26 protein-coding genes are annotated in these 26,459 nt (G+C 70.9%); 11 read left to right on the top strand and 15 right to left on the bottom strand.

Annotated features, from left to right (window positions below):
- The gene (locus tag OO70_RS08680) at nucleotides 1-834 is read right to left on the bottom strand and encodes an alpha/beta hydrolase (RefSeq protein WP_043666382.1); all 834 of its coding nucleotides are present in this window, start codon (nucleotides 832-834) and stop codon (nucleotides 1-3) included.
- A 141-nt stretch (nucleotides 835-975) separates the two neighbouring features.
- Here OO70_RS08680 and cynS point away from each other — a divergent pair, with 141 nt between their 5' ends.
- Entirely contained in the window at nucleotides 976-1,422 is a 447-nt protein-coding gene (cynS, locus tag OO70_RS08675) for a cyanase (RefSeq protein ID WP_043666379.1), read from the top strand.
- Here cynS and OO70_RS08670 read toward each other — a convergent pair.
- The 4 genes from OO70_RS08670 to OO70_RS08655 all read right to left on the bottom strand — a co-directional run bounded on the left by OO70_RS08670 (nucleotide 1,382) and on the right by OO70_RS08655 (nucleotide 5,225).
- A complete protein-coding gene (locus tag OO70_RS08670) occupies nucleotides 1,382-1,768 on the bottom strand; it encodes a winged helix-turn-helix transcriptional regulator (protein WP_078651301.1) in 387 nt (128 codons plus the stop codon). The genes cynS and OO70_RS08670 overlap by 41 nt on opposite strands.
- Before the next feature lie 77 nt (nucleotides 1,769-1,845).
- On the bottom strand, nucleotides 1,846-3,375 hold the full coding sequence (locus tag OO70_RS08665) for an MFS transporter (RefSeq protein WP_043666377.1): 1,530 nt from the start codon (nucleotides 3,373-3,375) through the stop codon (nucleotides 1,846-1,848).
- Nucleotides 3,376-3,663: 288 nt separating this feature from the next.
- Nucleotides 3,664-4,809 carry an RNA polymerase sigma factor gene (locus tag OO70_RS08660; RefSeq protein ID WP_043666374.1) on the bottom strand — a complete coding sequence of 382 codons (1,146 nt, stop codon included), beginning with the start codon at nucleotides 4,807-4,809 and terminating at the stop codon, nucleotides 3,664-3,666.
- Nucleotides 4,806-5,225, bottom strand: a complete 420-nt coding sequence (locus OO70_RS08655; RefSeq protein ID WP_043666371.1) for a YciI family protein — start codon at nucleotides 5,223-5,225, stop codon at nucleotides 4,806-4,808. The genes OO70_RS08660 and OO70_RS08655 overlap by 4 nt, the downstream gene beginning before the upstream one ends.
- Before the next feature lie 259 nt (nucleotides 5,226-5,484).
- Here OO70_RS08655 and OO70_RS08650 point away from each other — a divergent pair, with 259 nt between their 5' ends.
- Entirely contained in the window at nucleotides 5,485-6,720 is a 1,236-nt protein-coding gene (locus OO70_RS08650) for a glycosyltransferase (protein ID WP_043666368.1), read from the top strand.
- A 95-nt stretch (nucleotides 6,721-6,815) separates the two neighbouring features.
- The gene (gene helR / locus OO70_RS08645; RefSeq protein WP_043666365.1) at nucleotides 6,816-8,990 is read left to right on the top strand and encodes an RNA polymerase recycling motor ATPase HelR; all 2,175 of its coding nucleotides are present in this window, start codon (nucleotides 6,816-6,818) and stop codon (nucleotides 8,988-8,990) included.
- A 62-nt stretch (nucleotides 8,991-9,052) separates the two neighbouring features.
- On the opposite strand, the gene OO70_RS08640 is transcribed toward helR, so the two are convergent.
- Both OO70_RS08640 and OO70_RS08635 read right to left on the bottom strand, forming a co-directional pair.
- Nucleotides 9,053-9,793: a GntR family transcriptional regulator gene (locus OO70_RS08640; protein ID WP_043666362.1), complete on the bottom strand. Its 741-nt coding sequence runs from the start codon at nucleotides 9,791-9,793 to the stop codon at nucleotides 9,053-9,055.
- Between the two features lie 154 nt (nucleotides 9,794-9,947).
- Nucleotides 9,948-11,114: an EstA family serine hydrolase gene (locus OO70_RS08635; RefSeq protein WP_043666359.1), complete on the bottom strand. Its 1,167-nt coding sequence runs from the start codon at nucleotides 11,112-11,114 to the stop codon at nucleotides 9,948-9,950.
- A gap of 562 nt (nucleotides 11,115-11,676) precedes the next feature.
- Between OO70_RS08635 and OO70_RS08630 the strand changes: the two genes are divergently transcribed.
- Nucleotides 11,677-12,135 (top strand): hypothetical protein, encoded by a 459-nt coding sequence (locus tag OO70_RS08630; protein ID WP_043666358.1) that lies wholly within the window; start codon nucleotides 11,677-11,679, stop codon nucleotides 12,133-12,135.
- A gap of 9 nt (nucleotides 12,136-12,144) precedes the next feature.
- Nucleotides 12,145-13,065: a hypothetical protein gene (locus OO70_RS08625; RefSeq protein ID WP_158711427.1), complete on the top strand. Its 921-nt coding sequence runs from the start codon at nucleotides 12,145-12,147 to the stop codon at nucleotides 13,063-13,065.
- Nucleotides 13,066-13,093: 28 nt separating this feature from the next.
- On the opposite strand, the gene OO70_RS08620 is transcribed toward OO70_RS08625, so the two are convergent.
- Nucleotides 13,094-14,062: an acetylxylan esterase gene (locus tag OO70_RS08620; RefSeq protein ID WP_043666354.1), complete on the bottom strand. Its 969-nt coding sequence runs from the start codon at nucleotides 14,060-14,062 to the stop codon at nucleotides 13,094-13,096.
- Between the two features lie 103 nt (nucleotides 14,063-14,165).
- Here OO70_RS08620 and OO70_RS08615 point away from each other — a divergent pair, with 103 nt between their 5' ends.
- Nucleotides 14,166-15,527, top strand: a complete 1,362-nt coding sequence (locus OO70_RS08615) for an 8-oxoguanine deaminase (RefSeq protein WP_043666352.1) — start codon at nucleotides 14,166-14,168, stop codon at nucleotides 15,525-15,527.
- A 97-nt stretch (nucleotides 15,528-15,624) separates the two neighbouring features.
- Here the strand turns inward: OO70_RS08615 and OO70_RS08610 are convergent, their stop codons facing one another.
- The 3 genes from OO70_RS08610 to OO70_RS08600 all read right to left on the bottom strand — a co-directional run bounded on the left by OO70_RS08610 (nucleotide 15,625) and on the right by OO70_RS08600 (nucleotide 17,764).
- Entirely contained in the window at nucleotides 15,625-16,206 is a 582-nt protein-coding gene (locus OO70_RS08610; protein ID WP_199827275.1) for an Rv1733c family protein, read from the bottom strand.
- Between the two features lie 204 nt (nucleotides 16,207-16,410).
- Complete coding sequence (locus OO70_RS08605) at nucleotides 16,411-17,166, bottom strand: ferredoxin reductase (protein ID WP_043666348.1); 756 nt, start codon at nucleotides 17,164-17,166, stop codon at nucleotides 16,411-16,413.
- Nucleotides 17,159-17,764: a sulfite oxidase-like oxidoreductase gene (locus OO70_RS08600; protein WP_043666346.1), complete on the bottom strand. Its 606-nt coding sequence runs from the start codon at nucleotides 17,762-17,764 to the stop codon at nucleotides 17,159-17,161. The genes OO70_RS08605 and OO70_RS08600 overlap by 8 nt, the downstream gene beginning before the upstream one ends.
- A 284-nt stretch (nucleotides 17,765-18,048) precedes the next feature.
- On the opposite strand from OO70_RS08600, the gene OO70_RS08595 reads away from it, so the two are divergent.
- The gene (locus OO70_RS08595; protein WP_043666344.1) at nucleotides 18,049-18,975 is read left to right on the top strand and encodes an NADP-dependent oxidoreductase; all 927 of its coding nucleotides are present in this window, start codon (nucleotides 18,049-18,051) and stop codon (nucleotides 18,973-18,975) included.
- Complete coding sequence (locus OO70_RS08590; protein ID WP_043666342.1) at nucleotides 18,972-19,694, top strand: GNAT family N-acetyltransferase; 723 nt, start codon at nucleotides 18,972-18,974, stop codon at nucleotides 19,692-19,694. Before OO70_RS08595 ends, OO70_RS08590 begins: the two co-directional genes overlap by 4 nt.
- An 11-nt stretch (nucleotides 19,695-19,705) precedes the next feature.
- Here OO70_RS08590 and OO70_RS08585 read toward each other — a convergent pair whose 3' ends face one another.
- Complete coding sequence (locus tag OO70_RS08585) at nucleotides 19,706-20,110, bottom strand: MarR family winged helix-turn-helix transcriptional regulator (RefSeq protein ID WP_051740984.1); 405 nt, start codon at nucleotides 20,108-20,110, stop codon at nucleotides 19,706-19,708.
- Nucleotides 20,111-20,396: 286 nt separating this feature from the next.
- On the opposite strand from OO70_RS08585, the gene OO70_RS08580 reads away from it, so the two are divergent.
- Complete coding sequence (locus OO70_RS08580) at nucleotides 20,397-21,191, top strand: putative protein N(5)-glutamine methyltransferase (RefSeq protein WP_043666338.1); 795 nt, start codon at nucleotides 20,397-20,399, stop codon at nucleotides 21,189-21,191.
- Here OO70_RS08580 and OO70_RS08575 read toward each other — a convergent pair.
- A complete protein-coding gene (locus OO70_RS08575) occupies nucleotides 21,181-21,927 on the bottom strand; it encodes a hypothetical protein (RefSeq protein WP_043666336.1) in 747 nt (248 codons plus the stop codon). The two genes, OO70_RS08580 and OO70_RS08575, sit on opposite strands and share 11 nt — an antisense overlap.
- A gap of 198 nt (nucleotides 21,928-22,125) precedes the next feature.
- On the opposite strand from OO70_RS08575, the gene OO70_RS08570 reads away from it, so the two are divergent.
- Entirely contained in the window at nucleotides 22,126-24,141 is a 2,016-nt protein-coding gene (locus OO70_RS08570; RefSeq protein WP_043666334.1) for an NADPH-dependent 2,4-dienoyl-CoA reductase, read from the top strand.
- Nucleotides 24,142-24,163: 22 nt separating this feature from the next.
- The gene (locus OO70_RS08565; RefSeq protein WP_043666332.1) at nucleotides 24,164-24,700 is read left to right on the top strand and encodes a PadR family transcriptional regulator; all 537 of its coding nucleotides are present in this window, start codon (nucleotides 24,164-24,166) and stop codon (nucleotides 24,698-24,700) included.
- A gap of 71 nt (nucleotides 24,701-24,771) precedes the next feature.
- On the opposite strand, the gene OO70_RS08560 is transcribed toward OO70_RS08565, so the two are convergent.
- Complete coding sequence (locus OO70_RS08560; protein ID WP_043666330.1) at nucleotides 24,772-25,311, bottom strand: hypothetical protein; 540 nt, start codon at nucleotides 25,309-25,311, stop codon at nucleotides 24,772-24,774.
- 186 nt (nucleotides 25,312-25,497) lie between these two features.
- A complete protein-coding gene (locus OO70_RS08555) occupies nucleotides 25,498-26,448 on the bottom strand; it encodes a LysR family transcriptional regulator (protein WP_051740921.1) in 951 nt (316 codons plus the stop codon).
- Nucleotides 26,449-26,459: the final 11 nt, after the last annotated feature.

Below are 26,459 nucleotides of genomic sequence, written 5' to 3'. Positions count from 1 at the left end.
TCAGGCGTAGCGGCGCACGAACGACAGGGCGGTGTCCGCGACTTCCTGCCAGCCGTGGTCGATGGTCAGCGCGTGACCCCGGTCCTTGATCTCGGTGATCTCGGTGACGCCCTTGTTGCGCTGCTGCTTCTTGTAGGAGGCGTTGGCGATCGACCAGGGCACAGTGTGGTCCTTCTCGCCCGAGATGATCAGGAGCGGGCCGCGATCGGGGTTCTCCGTGTCGACCTTCGCCTCGGTCCACGGGTTGAGGTTCGCCGTGGCCGCCTGGAACAGCGGGGCACCGGGCGCGGGCACCGCGAACGTCTCGTACAACTCCCGCGCCTCCTCCTCACCGACGGCGTTGGCGAAGCCGTAGCGGAACTGGTCGTAGGTCAAGGGGACCGCGCGGTTGCGGTTGGCGGGGTTGCTGAGGACCGGTGCGGAGGAGCGCAGCGCGGACACCGGCAGTGGCAGCACGCCCCGGAACGGCGCCGGGTCGATCGCCACGGACACGGCGGACAGTCCGCGGCCAGCGAGGATCTGAGTGAGCAGTCCGCCGAAGGAGTGGCCGACGATCGCCGGCTTGCGCGTGAGTGTGCCGATCAACTCCGTGAGGTGGTCGGCGACTTGGCCGACCGTCTTGCCGGCCATGACCTCGGGGTGCTCGTTGGCCTCCTTGACCGTGTCAGGGTCGTCGGGCCAGGACAGGGAGACCGGCGCGTACCCGGCCTGCTCGAAGTGGGCCGCCCAGCGGTCCCAACTGCTCGGCAACAGCCACAGACCGTGGACGAAGACGACCGGAGTACGTTCGACGGCGTTCGCCCGCTCGATCTGTTGTACGTCGGTGTGGGTCATGCCCGAAGTATGCGTCCGCGGAATCCTGGAGTCTGTCGTATGGCCGCACTTGGTGGCGGATGGCGCCATTGTCGCCACATGGGTGATCTCCTACGCTGAGCGTCGAGTGGTCAAAGGTGTTGTCCGGGAACGGAGTTGCGGATGCTCAGCAAGGGTGAAGCCGGCGAAGCCGTCCGACAGGCCAAGGTGAAGACCGGTGTCACATGGGCCCAGTTGGCCGAGGCAGTGGGCCGGCCGCTCGCGTGGACCACGGCGGCCCTGCTGGGTCAGCACCCCATGACCAAGGACGAGGCGGCGACGGCCGCGTCCCTCCTCGAACTCGGCGAGGACGCAGCCCTCGCCTTCCAACTCCAGCCGACCCGGGGCGCGTTGGACGCGGCCGTGCCCGTGGACCCCACGATCTACCGGCTGTACGAGGTCATCCAGGTCTACGGTCCCACCATCAAGGAACTGATCCACGAGCAGTGCGGCGACGGCATCATGAGCGCCATCAACTTCCGCCTCGACGTCAGCCGCGTCCCCGACCCCGCCGGTGACCGGGTCGTCATCACCCTCGACGGCAAGTACCTGCAGTACCAGTGGGAGTGACCACGAGATGCTCCTCGGCCCAGACGGCCAGCGCGGCGAGGGGGATCAGGAAGGCGTTCCCGTGCGGGGTGAGGGCGTAGGAGGAACGCAGCGGCGGGCCGTGGCGCACGGTGCGGGTGAGGAGGCCGGCGGCGGCCAGTTCGTGGAGGCGGTCGGCGAGCATACGATCGCTGATGCCCGGCACCCGTTCGCGCACCTCGCCGAAGCCCGCGGGGCCCTTGGCCAGCGCGGCGAGGACCAGGCCGCTCCAGCGTTTGCCGACCAGGGCGAAGGCGCGGGTCAACGCGTCGACGGGCGGCGGGAGTTGAGGGCGCCGAGGCGCCGCTGAGGTGGGTTGGTTCGTCATGCTGGACTCCAGCGGCGCGAAGACCGCGTCCGCGGTCTTCGCGCCGGTTCGACGCGGTGGTGCCTGACTGTGTGGGCTCAGCCCATGTGGACCGGTGCTGCGCCTTCGGTGTGTTGCTGCCGGTCGGCGTTCACTGCGAACACGGTCACGGCGGCACCGGCCACGAACACCACCCCGGCGGCGACGAACGCCATCGTGTAGCCGTGCGTCAAGGCGTCCCCCGCCTTCGAGACGAGTCCCAAGTCCTTGGTGGCCAGGCCCCGGTAGAGGGCGCCGGCCGCTTGAGGCAGCTTGTCGTCGGCAGCTGAGGTCGAGATCGTCGACAGGACGGCGAGGCCCAGGGCGCCACCGATCTGCTGCGCGGTGTTGAGCAGGGCCGAGGCGATACCGGTGTCCTGGTGGGCGACACCGCTCACCGCGCCGAGCGTCATCGGGACGAAGCTCATGCCCAGGCCGAGCGCGGTGACGAACATGGCCGGCATGAGGTGCCCGGCGTAGGACGAGTCCGGCTCCAGGGTGGCGAACCAGAACATGCCAACTGCCGCTACCAGGAGGCCCGGTGCGGCGATGAGCCGGGGCGCGATGTGGGCGACGAGCTTCGAGCTGATGCCCGCCGCTGCCGCCATGCCGAAGCTGAACGGCAGGTAGGCGAAGCCGGTCCTGATGGGGCTGTAGCCGAGGATCAGCTGCATATAGAGGGTCAGGAAGTAGAAGAACGCGAACATGCCGGAGCCGATGAACAGCATGGTGGCGTAACTGCCCCACCGATTACGGTCCTTGAAGAGTCGCAGCGGCATCATCGGGTCCGGCGTACGGGCCTGGAGGAACAGGAACGCCACCAGGAGGACGGCAGCGACCGCGAAGCAGCCCAGGGTGAGGCCGTTGGTCCAGCCGTGCTCGCCGCCGCGCGTGATGCCGTAGACGAGGGCGATCAGACCGCCGGTCCCGGTGACGGCACCCGGTACGTCCAGGCGGCCGGGGTGGCGCTGTGCCTCGACGAGGCTGCGGGTGCCGGCGAGGACGGCGAGACCGATGGGGATGTTGACGAAGAACACCCAACGCCAGTCCAGCACATCGGTGAGCAGACCACCGAGGAGCAGGCCGACCGTGGCACCCAGACCGCCCATCGCGGCGTACACGCCCATCGCCCGGTTGCGCGGCTTCCCCGCCGGGAACGTCGTGGTGATCAGCGCCAGCGCGCTGGGTGCGGCGAGTGCCGCGCCGACGCCCTGGAGAATGCGTGCGCCGATCAACAGGCCCTCGTTCGGGGCCAGTCCACCGAGCAGGGACGCCAGGGTGAAGACGGCAATGCCCACTTGGAACATCCGGCGGCGGCCGAACAGATCCCCGGCCTTTCCGCCGAGCAGCAGCAGACCGCCGAAGGCCAGCGCGTACGAGTTGACGATCCACGCCAGATTCGCGTCGGAGACGCCGAGGTCGGTCTGGATGGCGGGCAGGGCGATATTCGTGATGGTGGCATCGAGGATGACCATCAACTGGGCCGCCGCGATGACGAACAGGGCGAGACCGAGATGCCGGTCTCTGGGGGAGGCACCGGAATGCTCCGGTGCCGTGGAGGTGACGGTGGCCACGCTCTCAGCAGACATGGTTCAAGAACTCCAGGGAGTGCCGCGAACAGGGAAAGGTGAGAGTGAACGGAATCCGGTGAGAAGCGGAACACTCGCTGTGCAATTCGAGGTCAGGGTGCCGATACGGCACATCGCTCGGCCTCGGGACGAGTGCTCACCGTAGCAGCGATTCGCAGCCTTTCGTGACGCGACAACTCCCTTTCCGGTGTTGCGAATATCGCCCTTGACGAACTCTCCTCGGGTGTGGGCAACGGGAATGGGAGAGGTCCGAGAATTGCCCACACTCATCGAGAAAAAGCAAATAGCTCAGAGAGATCCGCGGGTATTGAGCCGGGCCGCCTGACGGGTCAGGTGGTCGCGCTCGGCGAGGTTGGGGGCCTTGTGCGCGGCCTCGGCGTACAGCCGGGCCGCAGTCCTCAAGTCGCCGTCGCGTTCGTGCAGATAGGCCACCACCGCGGTGTACCGGGGGAGCGAGTCGTCCAGTGCCGCGAGTGCGGCCAGACCGGCGCGCGGACCGTCGGCCTCGCCGACGGCCACGGCGCGGTTGAGGCGGACGACCGGGCTGTCGGTCAGGCCGACGAGTTCGTCGTACCACTCGACGATCTGCACCCAGTCCGTCTCCTCGGCGGCGGGCGCGTCCGCGTGGAGCGCCGCGATCGCGGCCTGGGCCTGGAACTCGCCCAACTCGTCGCGGTTAAGCGCAAGTTGGAGGATCGTGACACCCTCGGCGATCGCCTTGGTGTCCCACCGGCCGCGGTCCTGCTCGGCGAGCGGCACCAGGCTGCCGTCGGGCGCGGTCCGGGCGGCGCGCCGGGCGTGGTGGAGCAGCATGAGGGCGAGCAGCCCCGCCACCTCGGGGTGGTCGATCGCGGCGGCGAGCTGCCGGGTGAGCCGGATGGCCTCGGCGGCGAGGTCGACGTCACCGGAGTAGCCCTCGTTGAAGACCAGGTAGAGCACGCGCAGCACGGTCGCGACATCGCCGGGCTGGTCGAACCGCACCCCGGAGACGGTGCGCTTGGCCCGGCTGATCCGCTGCGCCATCGTCGCCTCGGGCACCAGATACGCCTGCGCGATCTGGCGCGTGGTGAGCCCGCCGACGGCACGCAGGGTGAGCGCGACCGCCGACGACGGCGTCAACGACGGGTGGGCGCACAGGAAGTAGAGCTGCAGGGTGTCGTCCGTCGCGGGGGCGGGGCCGGGAGCCGGCTCCTCGTCGAGACGGTCCTCACGCCTCCGGCGGGCGGTGTCCGCCCGCGTCGCGTCGAGGAACCGCCGCCAGGCCACCGTGACCAGCCACCCCTTCGGGTCGCGCGGCGGATCGTCCGGCCACACCCGCACCGCCTCGACCAACGCCTCCTGTACGGCGTCCTCGGCCGCCGCGAAGTCTGCTCCGCGGCGGACGAGGATCCCGAGCACACTCGGCGTGAGGCTCCTCAGCAGAACCTCGTTCACTTAAAGGTGCACTCCGTAGTCGTGGAATGCGTGCCCAGGAACGGGCGCAGCTCCAGCCACTCGTGGATCGGCTTGCCCCCGGCCCCGGGGGCGGCCGACAGCTCGCCGGCCAGTTCTACGGCGCGCTCGTAGCTGTCGACGTCGATCACCATCCAGCCGGCGATGACGTCCTTGGTCTCGGCGAACGGCCCGTCGGTGACCGGAGGGCGCCCCTCGCCGTCGTAGCGGACGAACGTCCCCTCGGGGGAGAGTGCCTGGCTGTCGACGTACTCGCCGGTCTTCTCCAGCCGGGCCGCGAAGTCGTTCATGTACTGCACGTGGGCTGTGATCTCCTCGGGCGCCCACTGGTCCATGGGGACGTCGTTCACGGCGGCGGGAGCGCCGCGGTAGTGCTTCAGCAGCAGGTACTTGGCCATGGTCGTTCTCCTCGGTGCTGGTGCGACCCATTGTGGGCGCGTTCACCTCGGGGACGGAGCCGGACGCGGGTTCTCGACATGGTCGGCGGATTTTTTCGCCGCGAGTTTCGCGAGATCCGGAGGGAGGGCGGAAAGGGAGGCGTACCCACTCCTCTTCCCTTCTTAACGTATAGCGCACCGGGGGGCTTGCGGCAAGGCCCCCGTCGTGCCGCAGAATGTCCGGCCTGAGGCCATGACCTGCGGAAACGGGAGTCGCGGAATGCGTGTGTTGTTGTCGACGTGGGGATCGCGCGGGGATGTCGAGCCCATCGCGGGACTCGCGGCCCGTCTGCTGGAACTCGGCGCGGAGGTACGTGTCGCCGCGCCGCCGGACGAGGAGTTCGTGGAGCTGCTGGCCAGGGCCGGTGTGCCGTTGGTGCCGCTCGGCCCGTCGGTGCGCTCGGTGGTGACCGCGGCGAAGCCGCCCTCGGCGGAGACCGCGTTCCGGCTCGCGCCCGAGCTGGTCGCCGCGCGGTACGAGACGTTGATGCCGGCGGCCGAGGGGTGTGACGTGCTGCTGGCGAGCGGCCTGATGCCGACCGGCGCGCGCTCGGTGGCCGAGAAACTGGGCATCCACTACGTGTTCGCCTGTTTCCACACGGCCGGGCTGCCGTCGTCCAGGCACCGGCCGCCGTCGCGGCCCGGCCATCAGTCCTCGCCGGAGGAGAAGGACATCAAGGTGCTGTGGGACGAGGACGCCCAGCGGGTGAACGCGCTGTACCGCGAGGCGGAGAACCGGCACCGGGCGGCGATCGGCCTGCCGCCGGTCGACAACGTCCGCGACCACGCGTTCACCGAGCGGCCGTGGCTGGCCTCGGACCCGGACCTGTTCCCGTGGCAGGAGCAGACGGATCTCGACCTCGTGGTGACCGGATCGTGGATCCTGCCCGACGGGCGTCCGCTCCCGGCGGATCTGGAGGCGTTCCTGGACGCCGGCGAGCCGCCGGTGTACGTGGGCTTCGGCAGCATGGCCCTGCGCACCTCGCCGGACGTGGCCAGGGACGCCGTCCAAGCGGTCCGGGCGCAGGGCCGCCGTGTCGTTCTCGGCCGCGGCTGGGCGGAGCTGGCCCCGATCGACGATCGGGACGACTGTTTCGTCGTGGGCGAGGTCAATCACCAGGCGCTGTTCGGGCGGGTGGCCGCGGTCGTGCACCACGGCGGTGCGGGCACCACGACGGCGGCCACGCTGGCCGGGGCGCCTCAGGTGGTCGTGCCGCAGATCGTGGACCAGCCATACTGGGCGGCACGGGTGGCCGAGCTGGGCATCGGAGTGGCACACGACGGTCCGACGCCGACCTACGACTCCCTGTCGGCCGCGCTCACCACTGTCCTGGCCCCCGAGACCCGGACCCGGGCACGGACCGTGGCCGGCCTGCTCCGCACCGACGGGACGACGGTGGCCGCGAAGATGCTCCTCGACATGGCCGGCGGGGAAAGGCCGCCCACGCGCGCGTGAACCGGCCCGACCACGCACACGAGAACCCGTACGCACCGGTCCGCACGGCCTGCCGCCCGCACGGCCGTGAGCGACCTCAGATCGGAATTGATGCCGTGAACCCCCTCACCGCCAGCGCCTTCGACCTCCCCGACCGCCTCTCCGCCAAGGCCGACCCGACGCAGATCGCCGGCGACGAGCAGCACTTCGCGGCCATCGCGGAGAGCCTCGACCGGTCGATCGCGGAACTGACCGAGCGCCTCGACGCCGAGCGCAGGGCGCCCGGGGGCATCGGCCGAGCGGCGATGGACCGGGACACGGAGATCCACCGGCTGACCACACGGCTGCGCGCACTACGCCGTTTCGGCCTGGACCTGTGTCTGGGCCACATGGTCGACGCCAACACATCCGAGCCCGTCTACATCGGGCGGCTCGGCCTCACCGACAGCACGGGCCGACGTCTGCTGCTCGACTGGCGCTCGCCCGCCGCCGAGCCGTTCTTCGGGGCCACCCACGCCAACCCGATGGGCCTCGCGAGCCGCCGCAGGTACCGCTGGACCCGAGGCCGGATCAGCGACTACTGGGACGAGGTGTTCACGGCGGACGGTTTCGTCGGCCACGCCGCCCTCGACGACCAGTCCGCCTTCATCGCCAGCCTTGGCGGCAACCGGTCGGGCCGGATGCGCGATGTGCTCGGCACCATCCAGGCCGACCAGGACGCCATCATCCGCGCGGGATCACGCGGCGCCCTCGTCGTAGACGGCGGCCCGGGCACCGGCAAGACCGTCGTCGCCCTGCACCGCTCCGCCTACCTCCTCTACTCCGACCCGCGCCTCGGGCACCGCAGGGGCGGCGTCCTGTTCGTGGGTCCGCACCGGCCCTACCTGGACTACGTCGCCGACGTCCTCCCCAGCCTCGGCGAGGAGGGCGTGCAGACCTGCATCCTGCGGGACCTCGTCGCCGAGGGCGCCGCCGCGGCCGTCGAGGCCGATCCGGAGGTGGCCCGGCTGAAGTCGTCCGTGGAGCTGGTGCGGGCGATCGAGCCGGCTGTCCGGTTCTACGAGGAGCCGCCCACCAAGGGGATGAACGTCACCACGCACTGGTCCGACATCTGGCTGAGCGCCGAGGACTGGGCCGTGGCGTTCGAGGCGGCCGAACCCGGCACCCCGCACAACGAGGGACGTGAGCAGGTCTGGCAGGAACTGCTCACGATCCTGGTGGACAAGCACGAGGACACCGCCTCCGCTCCGGACGGCGCGGTCACCCCCGCCCTGCTCCGCAAGTCGCTTCGGCAGAACAGGGAACTGCTCACGGCCTTCAACCGCGCGTGGCCGCTGCTCGAGGCGGCCGACCTCGTCGGCGACCTGTGGACGGTACCGGCCTACCTGCGCAAGTGCGCCCCCGCACTGAGCCGCGACGACGTCCAGCGGTTGCAGCGCGCGGACGCCCAGGCCTGGACGGTGTCCGACCTGCCGTTGCTCGACGCGGCGCGGCAACGCCTCGGCGACCCGGAGGCGGCGCGCCGCAAGCGCCGCCAGGAAGCCGCCGTCGCCGCCGAACACGCCCGCAGGACCGACGTCATCGACAGCCTGCTTCAGAACGTCGAGATCGACGAGAGCGAGGGCGCGATGGGCATGCTGCACGGACAGGACGTCCGCGACGCCCTCATCGACGAGGCCGCCCAGCCCGGCATCGAACCCGACCTGCTCGCCGGGCCGTTCGCGCACATCGTCGTGGACGAGGCCCAGGAACTGACCGACGCGGAATGGCAGATGCTGCTCCTGCGCTGCCCGTCCCGCAGCTTCACCGTCGTCGGTGACCGCGCCCAGGCCCGGCACGGATTCACGGAGTCGTGGCAGGAACGGCTGAAGCGGATCGGTCTCGACCGGATCAACCTGGCTTCGCTGACCGTCAATTACCGCACCCCGGAAGAGATCATGACGGAGGCCGAGCCGGTCATCCGTGCCGTGCTCCCGGACGCCAACGTGCCGACCTCCATCCGCAGCAGCGGCATCCCTGTCGTCCACGGCCCCACCTCGGACCTGGAGTCGGTCCTCGACACCTGGCTGGCCGCGCACGCCGGCGGGATCGCCTGCGTCATCGGAGATCCGACGTTCCGGGCGACTTCACGCGTCCGGTCGCTGACTCCCGAACTGTCGAAGGGACTTGAGTTCGACCTGGTCGTGCTCGTCGACCCGGAGACGTTCGGCGAAGGCATCGAGGGAGCCGTCGACCACTACGTGGCGATGACCCGGGCGACCCAGCAGCTCGTCGTCCTCACGAGCGAGTAACACCGGGCGGCGCGCGGCGAGTTCGGCATCGGCCCGCCGCGCGCCATGGTCCGGCCCGGGCTTCAGCCTGCCGAGGGCACCGTGAACTCGTAGATCAGGGCGTCCTGTTGGGCCTCCACGACCAGATCGGTGATCTCCAGCGGGCGTGCGTACTGGTCGTGGACGCGGCGCGTCACCCGGACCGAGGGCGCGTTCGCGACCTGGGTGATGGCGTCCCGATGGTGCAGGGTCAGACCGGCCTGGCGCATCCAGTCGTAGGCGCGCCGGAGTTGGGCGGACGCGGAGCCGTCGGCGCGGTCGCGGTAGCGGGCCAGTTCCTCCACCTCGGCCAGCGCCACCGCGGAGAAGGACGTGACGGCCGTACGCAGTCCGCTGCCGTCGGCCGCGGCGGACGCGTACCGGTGCACCAGTGTCGGCCGGTTCGGGGCGATTCTCAGGGCCTCCGCGTGTTCGGGCGGTGGAGTCTCCCAGGTCACGGTGGTCCGGTCGAAGCCGGTCGGGTCCGTGCTGCGGGCGCCGACCGGGAAGGTGAGGGAAGACGGGGTCTCGACGGGCAGGCCCGACAGGGTGGCGTGGCTGCCGCGCCGGTCGGTGGCGACCAGACCGTCCCTGCGCAGTACCTCCAGCGCCTGCCGTACGGTCTCCCGGCTGACCTGGAAGTGTTCGGCCAACTGCCGTTCCGCGGGCAGGCGTTCGCCGGGCGGGATGGTGCCGTCGTGGAGTTCGGCGAGCAGCTGGGTGGCGACCTTCCCGTAGAGGGGCTGGTCGTCGGCGGTCGGGTGGTGGGGGGTGGTGCGGGCCATGCCGCGCCTCCTGTTGGTGACAAGACTGAGGGCAGAACTGGTGACAAGACGTAGCCGTGCGGGCTCGTTGCGCGACCAGATCTAGCATTGGTCTAAACCACCAGGGAAGGGCGGCAGGGCAGTTAGGCCGAAATCGACCCGTGGTGATCACCCGTCACAGTGCCCCGTACAGGGCGTCGACGAGCGCCATCTTCCGTGGGTCGTCGGCGATATGGGGCCCCATCCGGTTCATCACATAGCCCAGCGACACCCCCGCGTCCGGGTCGGCCAGACCGCAGGAGCCACCGAAGCCGTCGTGTCCGAAAGCCCTCGGGTCGGGACCGTACGAGCCGTTCGCCCCGCTGAGCCAGAGGCCGAGCGCGACCTCCGTCTCGTGCGCGAAGCCCGCGCCCAGCACCAGGTCGCGGCAACTGCCCTGCCCTTCGCGCACCCGCTCGGCCGCCTCCGGGGAGAGGACGCGGTGGCCGGCGTAGGAACCGCGCCCGGCGAACACGCCGTAGAGGGCGGCGATCGCGCGTGCCGTGCCGTGGCCGTTCGCGGCCGGGATCTCCGCGGCGCGCCACTCCGGGGTGTTGGCCTCGGTCGCGCCCACGATCGGGTTGGTCAGCGCGGCGATGGCCACGGGCGCCAACTGGCTGAAGATCGCGGCCTGTTCACTCGCCGACGCGGCGGGCGGATGCACCAACTCGGCCGCCCGGTCGGCCTCCTTCTCCGGCAGCCCGATGGTGAAGTCGATCCCGAGCGGGCCGGTGACCTCCCGCTCCAGGAACGCCCCCGGGAGCAACCCCGAGACCCGGCGCACGACTTCGCCGACGAGGAAGCCGTAGGTGAACGCGTGGTACCCGGACCGCGTCCCCGGCTCCCACCAGGGCTCCGTGGCCGCGAGCCGCCGCGTGGTCAACTCCCAGTCGTAGAGCTGCGCGAGGGAGTGCGGCTCGCGCAGACCGGCCAGTCCCGCGCGGTGCGACAGCAGGTGTCGTACGAGAACGTTCTCCTTGCCGGCGGCGGCGAACTCCGGCCAGTACGTGGCCACCGGGGCGTCGAGGTCGAGCAGGCCCCGGTCGGCGAGGATGTGGGCGCAGAGGGCCACCGGGCCCTTCGTGGTGGACCAGACATTGACCAGCGTGTCCTGCTCCCAGGGGCGGGTGCGGGCCGCGTCGGCCCAGCCGCCCCACAGGTCGACCACGGTCTCGCCGTCCACCGTGACGGTCACCGCGGCGCCCAGCTCGTCCCGGTCCCGGAAGTTCTCCTCGAACGCCGTCCGCACCGCCGTGAAGCGGGGGTCGCAGTGGCCGTCGATGGCTGGCTGGTGCTCGGACATGGTGCCTCCGTGGTCCGCCGTGAGCCCGGGCCGCGACGCTGCGACCCGGGCCGTCCGAACATACCGACTGGTCGGACTGGGGGGAAGGTGTGCGACGCGGGGCGTCATGACCGGGACGTCGGTAAACCGGGCTCCATTACCGTGGAGTTTCGCAGGGAAACACCTGCCTCACCTGTATCCCGAACTAATAGAGGATGCCGAACCGTTGTGCCCGAGGTGCCCGTTTCCGGCGTTTCCCTTCCTCGGTCACAGGGGCAGGCGCATAATCCTGCTACCGGTCGGCCGAGTGCCGCCGGGAGGGGGAAGAACGATGACGGGGACAACGTATTTACGGCGCTCTTTGTCTGTGATCGCGGCGGCTGCGCTGGCGACCACCCTCAGTTGTGGAACCCCCGGGCAGAACCGGTCCACCGCAGGCTCTTCGGACACGGTGGGCACTGCGAGCGGTGTCCTGTCGGCGGGGACGACCACGACCGCAACCTCTTCCACGGGCTCCAGCGGGCCGGGGCCCGGACCTGGGACACCAGTCCCCACCACGGCGCAGAAAAGACCTCGCATAGGCGTGAGCTGGCCGGGTTTCGGACCGAGTTCAGAGCCGACCCAGTCCTCGACCTCGCCGTCCTCGCCGGTCGAGAGCAGCTCGGACGAATCCAGCTCCGAGGAAAGCGGCCAGGATCTCTCGGGCGCCGCAGTGCGGGAATTCTCCCTGGACTGGTACACACACCTGGTCGACGCAGAGTGTGATCAGATCCAGGACGAACAGGCGCAGGACGGCCTGGCTGTTCTGCTGCGCGGTCTGCGCGCCGCCTGCCCCGCCATCACCCCCGACGGCGCCGCGGACTGGAATTCCGCACAGGACGCCTATGACGCGCTGTCCGCCGCCGGGGGAGTGACGGGCGAAGGGTGCGAAGGGCAGAACGGATATCTGCTGCTCGAGGAACTGGTGACCCTGCACCGCGCCCACCCGAACGCGAACTTCCAGATCGCCACGGGCGAGACCGGCCCCTACAGTGGTTGCTAGCCGCCGCCCATGAGCACTCCCGGACCGCCGCAGCCCGCACCGCGTGGACCCGCGTCCATCAGGTCCTTCGTTCTCCAGGCGGGAGCAGCTGTCGCCGCGCAGGTGTCACTTCTCGCGGCGCTGCTGTTCTATTTCGGCTGGAAGCGGAACCAGGCGTTCGCCGATTATCTCGGCTACGCGGAGAGCCAGCTCAATTCCTCGGCCCAGAGATATGTGCTCAGCAGCATTCCCGCACTCTTCGATCCGCTGCTGATCGCCGTCGGCGTCGCGCTGGTCTGGCGGATCGCCGATCCCGTGCTGGTGGGCCTGTGCACGGACAGCAGGAGATTCCGCAGCCGACTGTGTCTGGGACTGGTGTCGTGCGTCGTGACGGTTCCGCTCGGCACCTGGGCGTTCCTCAGGCTTTCTCCGGGGTGGTGGGAACTGGGGCTCCCCGCCTCGCTCACCGTCGGGGTCCTGCTGGCCTGTTGGGGTGGCGCCCTGTGGTCGAGAACGCCGGAGAGCCCGGACTCCGACGACACCTCTGACGGGGATGACGAGGGCTCTCCGGCGTCCCGGTGGGTGCTCTGGAGCGCCTCGACGGGCCTCTACGTCCTCGGGCTGGTCGTCGTCCTGCTCTTCTGGACGGCCGGCACCTTCGCCGAGATCCAGGGCCGAGGGGCCGCCGAGAGCCTCGTGGCCGGCCTCGGCCATCGCGTCAGCGTGACCGTGTTCAGCGACAAGAACCTGCGGCTGGACGGTCTCCCCGGTGTCCGCCCCACCACGTTCCCCACCCCGGGGGCGTACCGCTTCCGCTACGAGGGACTCAAACTCGTCGCCTACTCCGACGGGAAGCTCTTCCTGATCCCCAGCGGATGGACGTACGACCACCCCGACGTCATCGTGCTGCCCGAACAGAACGGCATCCGCGTGGAGTACGTCTATCCATGACCTGTCCGGGCCGAACACGACGCACCCCTCAGACGTACGACCGCAGCCAGTCCAGCTTGGTCGCCTCCTGGTAAGGGCCGCCGCCCTCATGGTCGTTGAAGTCGTACACCTCGATCTTCTTGTCCTCGTGCGCCCACGCGTTGAACGCGGCGAACACCGTGGAGGGCGGGCAGGTCTGGTCCTCCAGGGCCGTCGAGAAGAGGGCGGGGGCGCGGCCCCGGGACGCGAAGTGGACGCCGTCGAAGTACGAGAGCGTGCGCAGGGCGTCCTCGGTGCGGCCGCGGTGGGTCTTGAGGTAGCTGCCGATCTCGCGGTACGGGTGGCGGTCCGTGAGGGTCGCGGCGCGCGGGTAGTCGCACAGGAACGGCACGTCCGGCGCGATCCCGGCCAGGTCGCCGACCAGCCCGCCCACGGCGAGGGTGATGCCGCCGCCCTGGCTCGCGCCGAGCGCCACCGTGCGCGCGGGATCGACCAACGGGTGCGAACGGGCCGCCTCGACGGCCCGCACGCCGTCCGTGAACACCCGGCGGTAGTAGTAGTTCTCGGGGGCGTCGATGCCCCGGGTCATGAAGCCGGGGTACGCGGGCGCGCCGCCCACCGGGTCCGGGGTGCCACCGCCGCCGCCCCACGCGCTGCCCTGCCCGCGCGTGTCCATGATGAAGTGCGTGCGGCCCGTCGACGCCCACAGCAGGTTCTCGTGCGGGAGGCCCCGCCCGCCGCCGTAGCCGACGAACTCCACGACCAGCGGCAGGGGTCGGGCCGCGTCGGCCGGCAGCCGCAGCCAGCCCTTCACCGGGTGACCGCCGAACCCGGCGAACGTCACGTCGTACACCTTCACCGTGGACAGTCCCGTGTCGACCGGTTCGAAGCGGGCGTCCAGATCGTGCTCGCGGGCCTCCTGGAGGGTCTTGGACCAGAAGGCGTCGAAGTCCTCGGGCTCGGTGGACGCGCTGCGGTACTCGCGGAGTTCGTCGAGCGGAAGGTCGAACAGGGCCATCGATGACCGCCTTTGTGAAGGGTGAGTGCGGATGATCACACCGTACGTGTGACATCGGAGGACTCGCCAGGCTCGTGCGGCGTCCCGCGCCTACCATGTCGGCATGTCGTCAGCCGTGGATCTGCTGGTCAAGGATGCCGAACTGCTCGTCGTGGACGGTGAGCGGGAGATTCCGGGCGGCTGGGTCGCCGTCACGGGTGGTCGGGTCACCGCCGTCGGCCCGGGAGGTTCCGAACCTGAAGCCGCTACGACCGTCTCGGCAACCGGGCGGCTCGTCACTCCCGGCCTGATCAACACCCATCACCACATCTACCAGAACCTCACCCGCTCCTACGCCCCCGCCGTCAACGGCACCCTCTTCGACTGGCTGACCACGCTCTACCCGCTGTGGGCGAGCCTGGACGAAGAGGCCGCGTACGTGTCGGCGTACGTCGGTATGGCGGAACTCCTCATGGGTGGCTGCACCACATCCTCCGACCACCTCTATGTGCATCCACGCCCCTACCTGGTCGACGCCGAGATCCGCGCCGCCCGCGACATCGGCTTCCGCTTCCACGCGACGCGCGGTTCGATGACCCGGTCCGTCGAGGACGGGGGACTGCCGCCGAGGAGCGTCACGCAGAGCACCGACGAGGTGCTCGCCGACAGCGAGCGGCTGATCAAGGCCCATCACGACCCGGAACCCGGCGCGCTGATCCGGGTCGCGCTCGCACCCTGCTCGCCGTTCTCGGTCACCAAGGACGTGATGACGGCGACCGCGGAACTCGCCGAGCGGTACGACGTGCGGCTGCACACCCACCTCGCCGAGGACCGGGATGAGGACACGTACTGCCTTGAGACCTACGGCTGCCGGCCCGTCGAGTACTTCGAGGACACCGGCTGGATGAGCGACCGCACCTGGGTCGCGCACTGCATCTACCCCAACGACGACGAACTGCGCCGGCTTGCCGCCGCGGGCGTCGGCGTGGCGCACTGCCCCAGCTCCAACATGCTCATCGGGGGCGGCACGGCCAGGGTGAAGGAGATGCGTGAACTCGGCCTGCCCGTCGGCATCGGCTGCGACGGCTCCGCCTCCACCGATCACGCCTCGCTCTGGATGGAGACCCGGGGCGCCCTGCTGCTCGGCCGCTACCGGGGCGGACCGGGTGCGATGACCGCGCGCGACGCCCTCGACATCGCGACCCGCGGTTCGGCGCGCTGCCTGGGCCGCGCCGACGAGTTGGGGCACCTGCGGCCGGGCGCGTGTGCCGACCTGGTCGTCTGGGACCTGCACGAGGTCGCGCTGGCCGGGGCGCTCAGCGATCCCGTCGAGGCGTGGCTGCGGTGCGGGCCTGCGCGGGCGTGGACGACGGTCGTCGGCGGGCGGGTCCTTGTCGAGCGGGGTGAGCCGGTGTTGGCGGCGTTGGGGGATGTGCTGCGGGATCATGGGCGGGTTGCGCGGAGGATGCAGCGGGGGGTGGAGTAGCGGCCGAGGGGCGCTCTACTGCGGATGGCTCAACTTCCTTGCAAGGATGTGCTGTTGAGCTTCGTCGGTGCGTACTGGTGCCGTCATGATGCGTGTTTCACGCCCGCCGCCGAGTCCACTCCGGTTCCGTCAGTGCCCAGTCCCGCTCCCACTCGGCCAACCGGTGTCGCAGCGCGACCCGTCGGATCACGGCGGACGCGAGGAGGGCAAGGCCGACCACGCCGCCCGCGACCCACACGCCGACCGTCAACGTGTGCTGCCAGACGGCCACTTCACCCACGGGCGGGGACACGGTGTGACCCTTCGCGTCGAGCCACACGTCCACCACGTCACCCCGTGCCGTACCCGCCGGGACCTCGGCCGTGGCCGTACGCGGCCCGTCGCCCGGCTGCGTCCAGCGCACCGTCACCCACACGGAGCGCTGGCGGGTGTCCTCCACCGAGGTGAGTGCGGCGGGCGGTTTTCCGATGACCTGGGCGTGGACGCGATGGCGGTCGGCGCGCTGGGTGGCGGCGATCGTGCGGGCCTGCTCGTGGGCCCACAGGCCGGCGGTGGCGCCCGCCAGGGGTGCGCCGACGAACAGGATGACGGTGACGGCCAGTGCCGTCCACGTCTGCACGACATCCGACCGGCGCCGCAGCGGATTGTGCCGGCGTCGACTCCGTACCCGGGTCCGCATAACGACCTCCTCGCCGTCACCGGAGCCGAGGAACGGAGGACCGGAAGCCCCGGGTGGGGCCGGTAGGCCGCTGCCTCGACGCCGCGCACGCATGCGAGCGTCCACACAGAAGTCGTACCCCCTCCGAGGCACTTCCCTCAACCGGAGCGGCTACCGCAGCCGTGCGGATCGATCACCGGTCCCGGTTGCGCCCCCGAACGAACCTCAGCCGAAGCGCTCGATGCGGATGCGGTCCACGGGCTGCCCCGCCTCGACCAGCAGCCGCGAGGCGTGCTCGGCGAACCCGTTGGAGCCGCACACATAGGCCTCCCACCCACCAGCAGGCTGCTCGGCCAGGAGCGGTGCCACATGTGCGGCGGCCATACGTCCCACCGGCACACCCTGTGGCGCGCTGCGCGTGAACACGGCCGTCGTCTCCGCGCCGTACTCCCGCGCGTAGATCAACTCCTCGGGACTGCGCGCCGACACCACCAGTCGCAGCGGCACGGACAGACGTCGCGCCCGGTGCTGCCGGATCATCGACATCAGCGGTACGACACCGGAACCCGCGCCCAGCAGCAGTGCGGGCCGGTCGCCGGGCCAGGCGAAGAAGCCGCTCAGCGGGCCGCGCACCTCGACCTCGTCACCGGGCTCGGCCACCGTGTGGAACCAGCCGGACACTTCGCCGCCCTCGACATGGTCCAGGGTCAGCTCGACGTGCCCGGCGTCGTCCGGGTGCGAGGCGATCGAGTAGTGGCGCTGCGCCACATAGCCGTCCTCGGCCCGCAGCCGCAGCATCAGGTGCTGGCCGGGCAGATGTCCGGCCCAGCCGGGCACGGCGAAGCGGAACGTCGAGGCGTACGGGGTCTCCCGGCGGATCTCGGTGAGCGTGGCCGTCTGCCACACGGCGGCGGCGCGGTTGCTCACGGCGATGCGTCCCGGCACCGCGAACCTCGTGGTGGGCGCGAAGGTCTCAGTCACCGGAGTACCGCTGTTCGTCCCAGGGGTTGCCCCGGGCGTGATAGCCGTTCTGCTCCCAGAAGCCCGGCTCGTCGTGGTCGAGGAGCCGCAGGCCCGCGATCCACTTGGCGCTCTTCCAGAAGTACAGGTGCGGCACCAGCAGCCGGGCGGGGCCACCGTGCTCGGCGGGCAGCGGCTTGCCGTCGTACTCCCAGGCGATCCAGGCACGTCCGCCGGTCACGTCCTCGAGCGGGAGGTTCGTGGTGTACCCGGTGTGCGAATACGCGACCACATGTGTGGCGGACACATGGGGTCGCACCACATTGAAGAACGCGTCCAGCGAGACGCCCCCGAAGCGCACCCCGAACTTCGACCAGCTCGTCACACAGTGGATGTCACCCTCGTAGGCGGAGGCCGGCAGTTCGTGCGCCTCCGTCCAGTTCCAGGTGCGCGGCTGGGCCACCAGTCCGTCGACGCGGAACGTCCAGTCGGCCGGTGCCAGGTCGGGGGTGACCTCGGCGGACAGGACGGGCCAGTCGTCGCCCGCGTCGTACTGGCCGGGCGGCAGTCCGGCGTCGGGGACACGGGGGCGTCCGGTGAAGCCTCGGGTGACGTGCATACGGGTGGAGCCTCCAGGCCGCTGCGGCGCGGGTCCGCCGGGCGAGCGTGATCAGTGGTTTCTCGTTTCAACGGTACGCGTCCACGAGGTATGCCCAGGTCCGAGGGTGACCGCCGATCATTGCGGCCGTATGAACTCTGCGCGCCCGAGGGAATAGCCGCCCGGGGGTCGACCTTGGTCTTCAGTGCGGCTTGAGTGCGGACAGCCCGTGGTCGTGCTGGTGTGATGAGCATCGGTGATCACCACCGGTGATCCGGTGACTGCGAAGGAGAGTGAGGGACCAGATGCCGAAGGCGTACGTCTTCACGCGTTACGGGGGACCCGAGACCGAGGCGCTCGTCGAGGTCGAACGGCCCAGCCCCGGCCCCGGTGAAGTCCTCGTCGCCGTGCGCGCGGCCGGGGTGAACCCCGTCGACTGGAAGCAGCGCACCGGCTACCGCCGCCCCGGCGAGACCGACTCGCGAGTCTTCCCCGCCGTCTTCGGCAACGAGGTCTCCGGGGTCGTGGAGGAGATCGGCGCCGGAGTGGACGGACTCGCCGTCGGCGACGAGGTGTTCGGCAGCGCCCTGACCGGCGGATACGCCGAGTACACCCTGCTGCCCGCTACGGTCACCGCGCACAAGCCCGCCGAGCTGTCCTTCCTCGACGCGGCCACGCTCCCGGTCGCCGCGGCGACCGCATACGACGGCGTCCGCCAGCTCGACCTGCCCTCCGGCTCGACCGTGCTGGTCACCGGCGCGGGCGGCGGGGTCGGCTCCGCGGCCGTGCAGATCGCCCGCGCCCTCGGGCTGCGCGCCGTGGGTGTGGCGAGCGAGGGCAAGAAGGACTTCGTGGAGTCGCTGGGCGCGGTCCACGTCCCGTCCGGACCGGACCTGGCCGCGCGGGTACGGGCAGCCGCCCCGGACGGCATCGACGGCGTCTACGACCTCGTCGGCGGCGACGTGCTCGCCGAGGTCGCCACCCTCCTCACCGACCGCACGAAACTCGTCACCGCCGGAGCCCCCGCCCCCGTGGTCGAGAAGCTCGGCGGCGCCCGTGTCGAGCGCGCCCGCAACGCCGCAGTCCTCGATGAGGTCGCGCAGCTCGTGGTCAGCGGCCGACTGGACCCGCACGTGACACAGACCTTCCCGCTCGACGAAGCCGGCGACGCCCTGCGCACCGTCGAGGAAGGCCACGCGCGCGGCAAGATCGTGATCGAGGTCGCCGCATGAGTGCCGTCGACGAGAGCGTTCTCGACAACCCCGCCCGTGCCGCCCTCACCGGCCCGCACGCCCACTTCGCCGAGCGGCGCGGCCGTATCCTGCGCTACCCGGTCGACGTGACCCCGTGGCTGGCCCTGCCCGACGAGCCCGACGCCGAGGACTGGGCCGACGTGGCGGCGCTCTCCGGACCGGGCGCCGAGATCCCGCTCCTCGGCTTCCGAAACCGGGTGCCGGACGACTGGGAGATCACCTTCCACATCGACGGCGTGCAGATGGTCGACGACGGACTGGCCGCCGCGCCGGACCCGGAGGCGGTCCGCCTCGGCCCGGCCGACGTCCCCGAGATGCTCGACCTGGTGGAACGGACCAAGCCCGGCCCCTTCCTGCCCCGCACCATCGAACTCGGCACCTACCTCGGCATCCGCCGCGACGGCGCACTCGTCGCCATGGCCGGCGAACGGCTCCACCCGCCCGGCTGGACCGAGATCAGCGCCGTCTGCACCGACCCCTCCGCCCGCGGCGAGGGCCTCGCCAGCCGCCTCATCCTGGCCGTCGCCCACGGCATCCGCGAACGCGGCGAGACCCCGTTCCTGCACACCGGCGCGGGCAACGCCACCGCGATACGGCTCTACGAGTCCCTGGGCTTCCGCCTGCGCCTCAACACAGCGTTCCTCGCCGCACGGGCGCCGGAACACCTGACCCAGACACGGGCCGTCGGGGTGTCGTAGGGCCGAACCCCTCAGCCCTCCTCGGCCGGCACCTCGCCCGACCACGCGTTGTACCGCTCCAGATAGCCGGCGAACCTTGTCAGATCCTCCTCCGGCCAACCCGCCAGCCGTTCCCGGAAGGCGGCCTGGCGGTTTTCGGTGACCTGGGCGAGGATCCGTCGGCCGGCGTCGGTGAGGTGCAGTACCTGGACGCGGTGGTCCTCGGTATCGAGGCGGCGCTCGATGAGGTCGGCGCGCTCCAGGGCGGCGACCTGACGGCTGACCGTGGACTTGTCGAGGGCGTAGTGCGCGGCCAGGTCGGTGGCCCGACACCCGTCGCGCTCCTCCAGGTGCCCGAGCAGGGTGTACGACACCAGCGACAGCTCGGGGTGGAGGCGGCCCGCCGAGGCGCGGGCGCGGCGGGCGAAGGTGGTCATCTCGCGCTGGATGGTCTCCACGGCCTGGTCCGCTCGCACCGGAACCTCCCTGAGTTCTCCTGGTTGCACAGTACAACTCACGGAGGGAGTCGGCTCCTCGCGGGCCGTGCGGTTCGGGTACTGTTCCCTTCGGTCGCGGACGATCCCGGCCCTGAACTCCCTGGGAGGTGAGACCCATTACCGCTGTGTCAGGTCGGGTGCTCTCTCCTCAGGACAATTCGGATCACCGGTAGTAGGTGACCGCGAGAGCATCCTTCGGCTAGCTTCCGAAAGGCTCTCGGCTTTCATGCCCTCTCTTTCCCCCGCCTCCGTCGTCGCCGCGCTCCGTGCCGCGGGCTGTGTCTTCGCCGAGGACGAGGCGCGACTGATTCTCACCGCCGCCCGCACCCCGGACGAACTCGCCGCGATGGTGGACCGCCGGGTAGCGGGCCTGCCCCTCGAACACGTCGTCGGCTGGGCTGAGTTCAGCGGTCTGCGCATCACCGTGGAACCGGGCGTCTTCGTGCCCCGCCGCCGTACCGAGTTCCTCGTCGAACAGGCCCTCGCGCACGCCCCGGAGGCGTCCGTCGTCGTGGACCTGTGCTGCGGTTCCGGCGCGGTCGGCGCGGCTCTGGCCGCCGCCCTCGGCCGGGTCGAACTGCACGCCGCCGACATCGACCCCGCCGCCACCCGCTGCGCCCGCCGCAATATCGCCGCCTTCGGTGGGCACGTGCACACGGGCGACCTGTTCACCGCGCTGCCCGACGCGTTGCGCGGCCGCGTCGACATCCTCGCGGCCAATGTGCCCTACGTCCCCACCGACGAGGTCGGTCTGCTGCCCGCGGAGGCGCGCGAGCACGAACCGCTGGTCGCCCTCGACGGCGGCACGGACGGCCTCGACATACTCCGCGCGGTCGCCGCCGGGGCGCCCGACTGGCTCGCCCCCGGCGGCTGCCTGCTCGTCGAGACGAGCGAACGTCAACTCCCGTCAGCGGTCGAGGCGTTCACGCGTGCGGGGCTCGAGACACGGTCGGTCGCATCGGAGGAGTTGTACGCGAACGTCGTGATCGGTGTCAGGCCGGTGCGGCCGGTCAGGTCGTAGCGCCGCTGCCGGACGGGCTGGGCGAGGCGCTCGGGCCGCGGGCGCCGTGTCCCCAGGGACCGTGGCCGCCGCCCGGGAACCCGCTCGGGGCCCCGCTCGGCCGGTCGCCCGGGCCCTTGCGGTCGAAGGTGCCCGTGAAGGCGCGGTCGGCGGTCCGGGTGCCGTCGTCGGAGCGGGTGCCGATCAGGGAGGCCGTGTCGCCCTTCTTCAGGGTGCTGGAATCCTGGGCCGTGGCGTCGGAACCCACGGTCCAGGTCCACGAGGTCCCGTCGTCGCTCTTGACGGTGACCTGGTCGCCGTCCACCTTCGTGACCGTTCCGCGCTGCCAGATCCGTACGACCCACTTGCCGGTGGAGTCGTCCTTGACCGTCGCCTCGCCGTGCACGGCCTTGCCGCCGACCCCGAACCCGAACCACATCCCGCCCCCGTGCCGGGAGCCGGGCCCACCGGGCGAGGGCGAACCGGACGGGGTTCCCGCGGCGGCGGGCAACGCGTCGCTCCCCGAACTCCCGGAGGTCGCCGCGTAGGCGACGGTCCCGCCGAGTGCCAGTACACCCACGGTGGCCGCGGCGATCACCGCACGGGCCCGCCGCGACCGCTGCCGCCACAACCGGTCGAGACCGTGATCGCGCTCCGCGCCACCGGGTCCCGTGAGCACCTCCATCTCGGGTGCGTGGTCGGGCATCGGAGGCACCGCCGGGTTGTCGCCGGCTTCGTGCTCAGGATCGTGCGTCACGGCTCGCTCCCTAGGCCACGCGCGCGCGGCATCCCACCGGCACGCCTGTCCTCGATTCTCGGGTGCGACGAATAAAGAACCGGTAATGGAACCCTGTGAATCCGGCGCGGGCCCGGCCGCCCTCGATTATGCAACTAGTTGCACAAACACCTGTCCGTCCTCTACAAAAGAGGCACGACACCGCGCACGGAGGGCCCCATGAGCCGTTACCCGCACCTGCTGAACCCGCTCGACCTGGGCTTCACCACCCTGCCCAACCGTGTCCTCATGGGCTCCATGCACGTGGGACTGGAGGAGGCCGAGCGCGGTTTCGAGCGCATGGCGGAGTTCTACGCGGCACGCGCGCGTGGCGGAGTCGGCCTGATCGTCACCGGCGGCATCGCGCCCAACGAGGCCGGCCGGCCCTACGAGGGCGGCGCCAAGCTGACCACCGACGCCGAGGCCGCGCAGCACGCAGGGATCACCGCCGCCGTGCACCGCGAGGGCGGGCGGATCGCGATGCAGATCCTGCACTTCGGCCGCTACGCCTATCACCAGGACCTCGTCGCGCCGAGCGCCGTGCAGGCGCCGATCAGCCCGTTCCCGCCCCGCGCGCTCACCGACGCCGAGGTCGAGCAGACCGTCGAGGACTACGTCCGCGCGGCCCGCCTCGCCCGGCAGGCCGGGTACGACGGCGTCGAGATCATGGGCTCCGAGGGTTACCTCATCAACGAGTTCATCGCCGTGCAGACCAACCACCGCGACGACCGCTGGGGCGGCTCCTACGAGAACCGCATGCGCTTCCCGGTCGAGATCGTGCGCCGGGTGCGCGAGGCGGTCGGCGAGGACTTCATCATCGTCTACCGGCTGTCGATGCTCGACCTCGTGCCGGGCGGTTCCACGCTCGACGAAGTCATCAGCCTGGCCAAGGCAGTTGAGGCCGCCGGGGCGACCATCATCAACACCGGCATCGGCTGGCACGAGGCCCGCATCCCCACCATCGCGACTTCTGTGCCGCGCGGGGCGTACACCTGGGTGACCAAGAAGCTCATGGGTGCCGTCTCGATCCCGCTGGTCACCACCAACCGCATCAACACCCCTGAGTTGGCAGAGCAGTTGCTCGCCGACGGGTACGCCGACATGGTGTCGATGGCCCGCCCGATGCTCGCCGACCCGGACTTCGTCGCCAAGGCCGCGGCCGGCCGCTCCGACGCCATCAACACCTGCATCGGCTGCAACCAGGCCTGCCTCGACCACACCTTCAGCGGCAGGATCACCTCCTGCCTGGTCAACCCGCGCGCCTGCCACGAGACCGAACTCGTCCTGGCACCGACGCGGTTGCGTAAACGGGTCGCGGTGGTGGGCGCGGGTCCGGCAGGTCTGGCCTGCGCGATCTCGGCCGCCGAACGCGGCCACGAGGTGACGCTGTACGACGCCGCGAACGAGATCGGCGGGCAGCTCAACGTCGCCCGACAGGTCCCCGGCAAGCAGGAGTTCGACGAGACGCTGCGCTACTTCCGCACGCAGCTCGACGAACACGGAGTGGACGTACGCCTCAACACGCCCGTTGCGGCAGGGGACTTGGGTGACTACGACGAGGTCGTCGTCGCCACCGGCGTCACCCCGCGCACCCCCGACATCCCCGGCGTCGACCACCCCAGCGTCGTCGGCTACCTCGACGTCCTGCGCGACCGCGTCCCCGTCGGCGACCGCGTCGCGATCCTCGGCGCGGGCGGCATCGGCTTCGACGTCGCCGAGTTCCTCACGGACGGCGGCGACAAGGCGAGCGAGGACCCGGCGACGTACTTCCGCGCCTGGGGCGTCGACATGGACTACGCGGGCCCCGGCGGCCTCGCCGCACCCGAGCGGCCCGCCCCGCCGCGCAGCGTCCACCTCCTCCAGCGCAAGGCGACCAAGGTCGGCGCCGGACTCGGCAAGACCACGGGCTGGATCCACCGCACCGAACTCAAGCACCGGGGCGTCACCATGGTCCCGGGCGTCCAGTACGACCTGATCGACGACGCCGGACTGCACGTCACCGTCGACGGCACGAGCACCGTCCTGGAGGTCGACACGGTCGTCCTGTGCACCGGCCAGGACCCGCGCCGCGACCTCTACGACGAACTGGCCGCCGCCGGACGCAGCGTGCACCTGATCGGCGGTGCCGACGTGGCCGCCGAACTGGACGCCAAGCGGGCCATCAAGCAGGGCACCGAGGTCGCGGCCGCCCTCTGAGGGCCGTCCCTAGGATGACCCCATGTCACTCCCGCACGCGATCCTCACCGCCCTACTGGAGAAGCCGTCCTCGGGTCTCGAACTGACCCGGCGCTTCGACCGGTCGATCGGTTACTTCTGGTCGGCGACGCACCAGCAGATCTATCGCGAGCTGGGAAAACTGGAGGCCGAGGGCCAGATCAGGGCCCTCGCGTCCGAACAGCCGGCCCGCGGCCAGAAGAAGAGTTACGAGGTCCTGCCCGCGGGCCGCGCCGAACTGGCCCGCTGGACCGCGTCCTCCCAGGACCCCAAGCCGCTGCGCGACACCATGCTGCTGCGACTGCGCGCGGCGGCCGTGGTCGGCACCGACGGCATCGAGGCCGACCTGCGCCACCATCTCGCCCTGCACCAGCGGCAGTTGACCGAGTACGAGAAGATCGAGAAGCGCGACTTCCCGCCCGACCGGGACAGCCCCCAGGACCGGCTCCGGCATCTCGTGCTGCGCGCGGGCATCGACCTGGAGACCTTCTGGACGCAGTGGCTCACGCACGCGATCGAGGAGTTCGCCGAGCTGCCGTAGGGCATGAGTGAGCCGTAGGACATGAGTGAGGGGCCGTCCCGGGCTGGGCGGCCCCTCATGGTTCTGGACGATCAGAGGCGGTACGGCTTCGCGCGTCTGCGCAGGAACCAGGCCGTCGCGATGACGCCGACTCCCACCAGGCCGCCGCCGGCCGCCAGGGTGAGAGGGCCGTAGTCCTTGGTGGCCCCGCCGAGGCCGCCCATGACGCCGCGCGAGGGCGAGGCCGTGACGGTGGGGGTAGTGGTGCTGGACACGATCACGGACTGGGTGCCCGCGGGTGTGCTGACGTTCTGGCACATGACGATGACGGTGTAGGTGCCCGGAGTGACGTTGGTCCAGGCGGTGGACTGGCTGACGGTGGTCCCCGCCAGGGTGGCCTTGCGGCCCTCGGCGAAGCTTCCCTGGCTGCTGGTGAGCAGGGAACCGGTGCCCCAGACGCCGGTGGTGCGGTTCTGGGAGCACGCGCTGGTCGTGACCGAGACCGTGGTCCCGGTCGTGCTCACGGAGATCCCCGAAGCCGCACCGGCGGTTCCGGCGGTCAGGGCGAGCGGAAGAGCGACGGCGGCTGTCACGGTCAGGCCGGAGCGGAGTAGTAGCTGAAAAGTGCGCATGGGACTGCCCTCCGGCGGCACGGTTGGCGGAACATCCCTTGCGCCGCCGGGATCGGGAAACGGCCGTGCTGCCTCCAAGGAAGCCAACGCGCCCCCGGCCCGTCCCGCATGCGGACGGCGACCGGGCAGGTGACGGATTCCTTCGTCCGGCTCAGGGATGAGGCGCCGTCAGGGTCGCGCGCGTGCTCACCAGGCGGGCGCCGCCCGCAGCAGCCGCTCCCTTACGAGCGTGACGTGCGGGTTGTCCGGCGCACCGGGGCGCCGGGTGAGGTACGACGTGTTGATCGGCGGGTCCTCGGGGACCAGCAGCGGCACCAGCGCCCCGGACGCCAGCTCGTCCAGGCACAGATAGCGGGGGAGCACGGTGAACCCGGCACCGGCCACGACCGCCGCCAGCACCCCGCGCAGATCGGGCACCGTGATCGCGGCCTGCCCGCCGAGCCGGGTACCGAAGACGTGCCGCCAGTAACGGCGCGCGATCGGCAGATCCTCCGCGTACGACACCAGGGGCACTACGTGCAGCGCGGCGGGCCCCTCGGCCGCGACCCGCCCGGTGCCGACGCGCTCCGCCCACGCGGGCGAGGCGACCAGCACGAACTCCTCGTCCGCCAACGGCTCCCAGGTCAGCGTCCGCCCGCGCGGCCGGGCGGTGGCGATCACCAGGTCGAAACGGCCGCCCCGCAGCCCGTCGAGGAGGTCGTCCGTCAGCCCCGGACTGACCCGCAGCCGTACGCCCTCCTCGGTCAGCGGTGCCAGGGCGGGCAGGACGCGGGTGCACCGCAGCTCGGCCGGGCCCGCCACGTGCACGGGCTCCGGCGGCTGGTCCGCGCCGAGGGCGCCGCGGTCCGCCACGACGGCCAGCGCGTCCAGGGGCCCCGCGACCTGCGCGGCCAACTGGTCCGCCACCGAGGTCGGCACGACACCCCGCGACCGCCGCTCGAACAGCTCCCGCCCCAACTGCTCCTCCAACGACCGGATTTGAGTCGTCACCGTCGGCTGCGACAACCCGAGCAGCCGCGCAGCCGCAGTGAACGAACCGGCCCGGTGCACGGCGAGGAACGTCCGCAGGAGGGAGAGGTCCAGCGGCGTGGCGGGTGTGGCGGGCCCCGGCGAGCCATTGGAATTCCCATGGATCATGGGATTCATCC

Origin of the sequence: Streptomyces xylophagus (genome assembly GCF_000716435.1) — a bacterium.
Classification (GTDB): Bacteria; Actinomycetota; Actinomycetes; order Streptomycetales; family Streptomycetaceae; genus Streptomyces; species Streptomyces xylophagus.
The sequence above is the reverse complement of the archived record's forward strand: the minus strand, read 5'-3'. Positions and strand labels throughout refer to the sequence as shown.

Bases quoted from the DNA above. Each gene is read 5' to 3' on its own strand.
- OO70_RS08680 (WP_043666382.1), bottom strand. From the start codon at position 834: ATGACCCACACCGACGTACAACAGATCGAGCGGGCGAACGCCGTCGAA.
- cynS (WP_043666379.1), top strand. From the start codon at position 976: ATGCTCAGCAAGGGTGAAGCCGGCGAAGCCGTCCGACAGGCCAAGGTG.
- OO70_RS08670 (WP_078651301.1), bottom strand. From the start codon at position 1,768: ATGACGAACCAACCCACCTCAGCGGCGCCTCGGCGCCCTCAACTCCCG.
- OO70_RS08665 (WP_043666377.1), bottom strand. From the start codon at position 3,375: ATGTCTGCTGAGAGCGTGGCCACCGTCACCTCCACGGCACCGGAGCAT.
- OO70_RS08655 (WP_043666371.1), bottom strand. From the start codon at position 5,225: ATGGCCAAGTACCTGCTGCTGAAGCACTACCGCGGCGCTCCCGCCGCC.
- OO70_RS08650 (WP_043666368.1), top strand. From the start codon at position 5,485: ATGCGTGTGTTGTTGTCGACGTGGGGATCGCGCGGGGATGTCGAGCCC.
- OO70_RS08640 (WP_043666362.1), bottom strand. From the start codon at position 9,793: ATGGCCCGCACCACCCCCCACCACCCGACCGCCGACGACCAGCCCCTC.
- OO70_RS08635 (WP_043666359.1), bottom strand. From the start codon at position 11,114: ATGTCCGAGCACCAGCCAGCCATCGACGGCCACTGCGACCCCCGCTTC.
- OO70_RS08625 (WP_158711427.1), top strand. From the start codon at position 12,145: ATGAGCACTCCCGGACCGCCGCAGCCCGCACCGCGTGGACCCGCGTCC.
- OO70_RS08620 (WP_043666354.1), bottom strand. From the start codon at position 14,062: ATGGCCCTGTTCGACCTTCCGCTCGACGAACTCCGCGAGTACCGCAGC.
- OO70_RS08615 (WP_043666352.1), top strand. From the start codon at position 14,166: ATGTCGTCAGCCGTGGATCTGCTGGTCAAGGATGCCGAACTGCTCGTC.
- OO70_RS08610 (WP_199827275.1), bottom strand. From the start codon at position 16,206: ATGCGGACCCGGGTACGGAGTCGACGCCGGCACAATCCGCTGCGGCGC.
- OO70_RS08600 (WP_043666346.1), bottom strand. From the start codon at position 17,764: ATGCACGTCACCCGAGGCTTCACCGGACGCCCCCGTGTCCCCGACGCC.
- OO70_RS08595 (WP_043666344.1), top strand. From the start codon at position 18,049: ATGCCGAAGGCGTACGTCTTCACGCGTTACGGGGGACCCGAGACCGAG.
- OO70_RS08590 (WP_043666342.1), top strand. From the start codon at position 18,972: ATGAGTGCCGTCGACGAGAGCGTTCTCGACAACCCCGCCCGTGCCGCC.
- OO70_RS08585 (WP_051740984.1), bottom strand. From the start codon at position 20,110: ATGACCACCTTCGCCCGCCGCGCCCGCGCCTCGGCGGGCCGCCTCCAC.
- OO70_RS08580 (WP_043666338.1), top strand. From the start codon at position 20,397: ATGCCCTCTCTTTCCCCCGCCTCCGTCGTCGCCGCGCTCCGTGCCGCG.
- OO70_RS08570 (WP_043666334.1), top strand. From the start codon at position 22,126: ATGAGCCGTTACCCGCACCTGCTGAACCCGCTCGACCTGGGCTTCACC.
- OO70_RS08565 (WP_043666332.1), top strand. From the start codon at position 24,164: ATGTCACTCCCGCACGCGATCCTCACCGCCCTACTGGAGAAGCCGTCC.
- OO70_RS08560 (WP_043666330.1), bottom strand. From the start codon at position 25,311: ATGCGCACTTTTCAGCTACTACTCCGCTCCGGCCTGACCGTGACAGCC.
- OO70_RS08555 (WP_051740921.1), bottom strand. From the start codon at position 26,448: ATGATCCATGGGAATTCCAATGGCTCGCCGGGGCCCGCCACACCCGCC.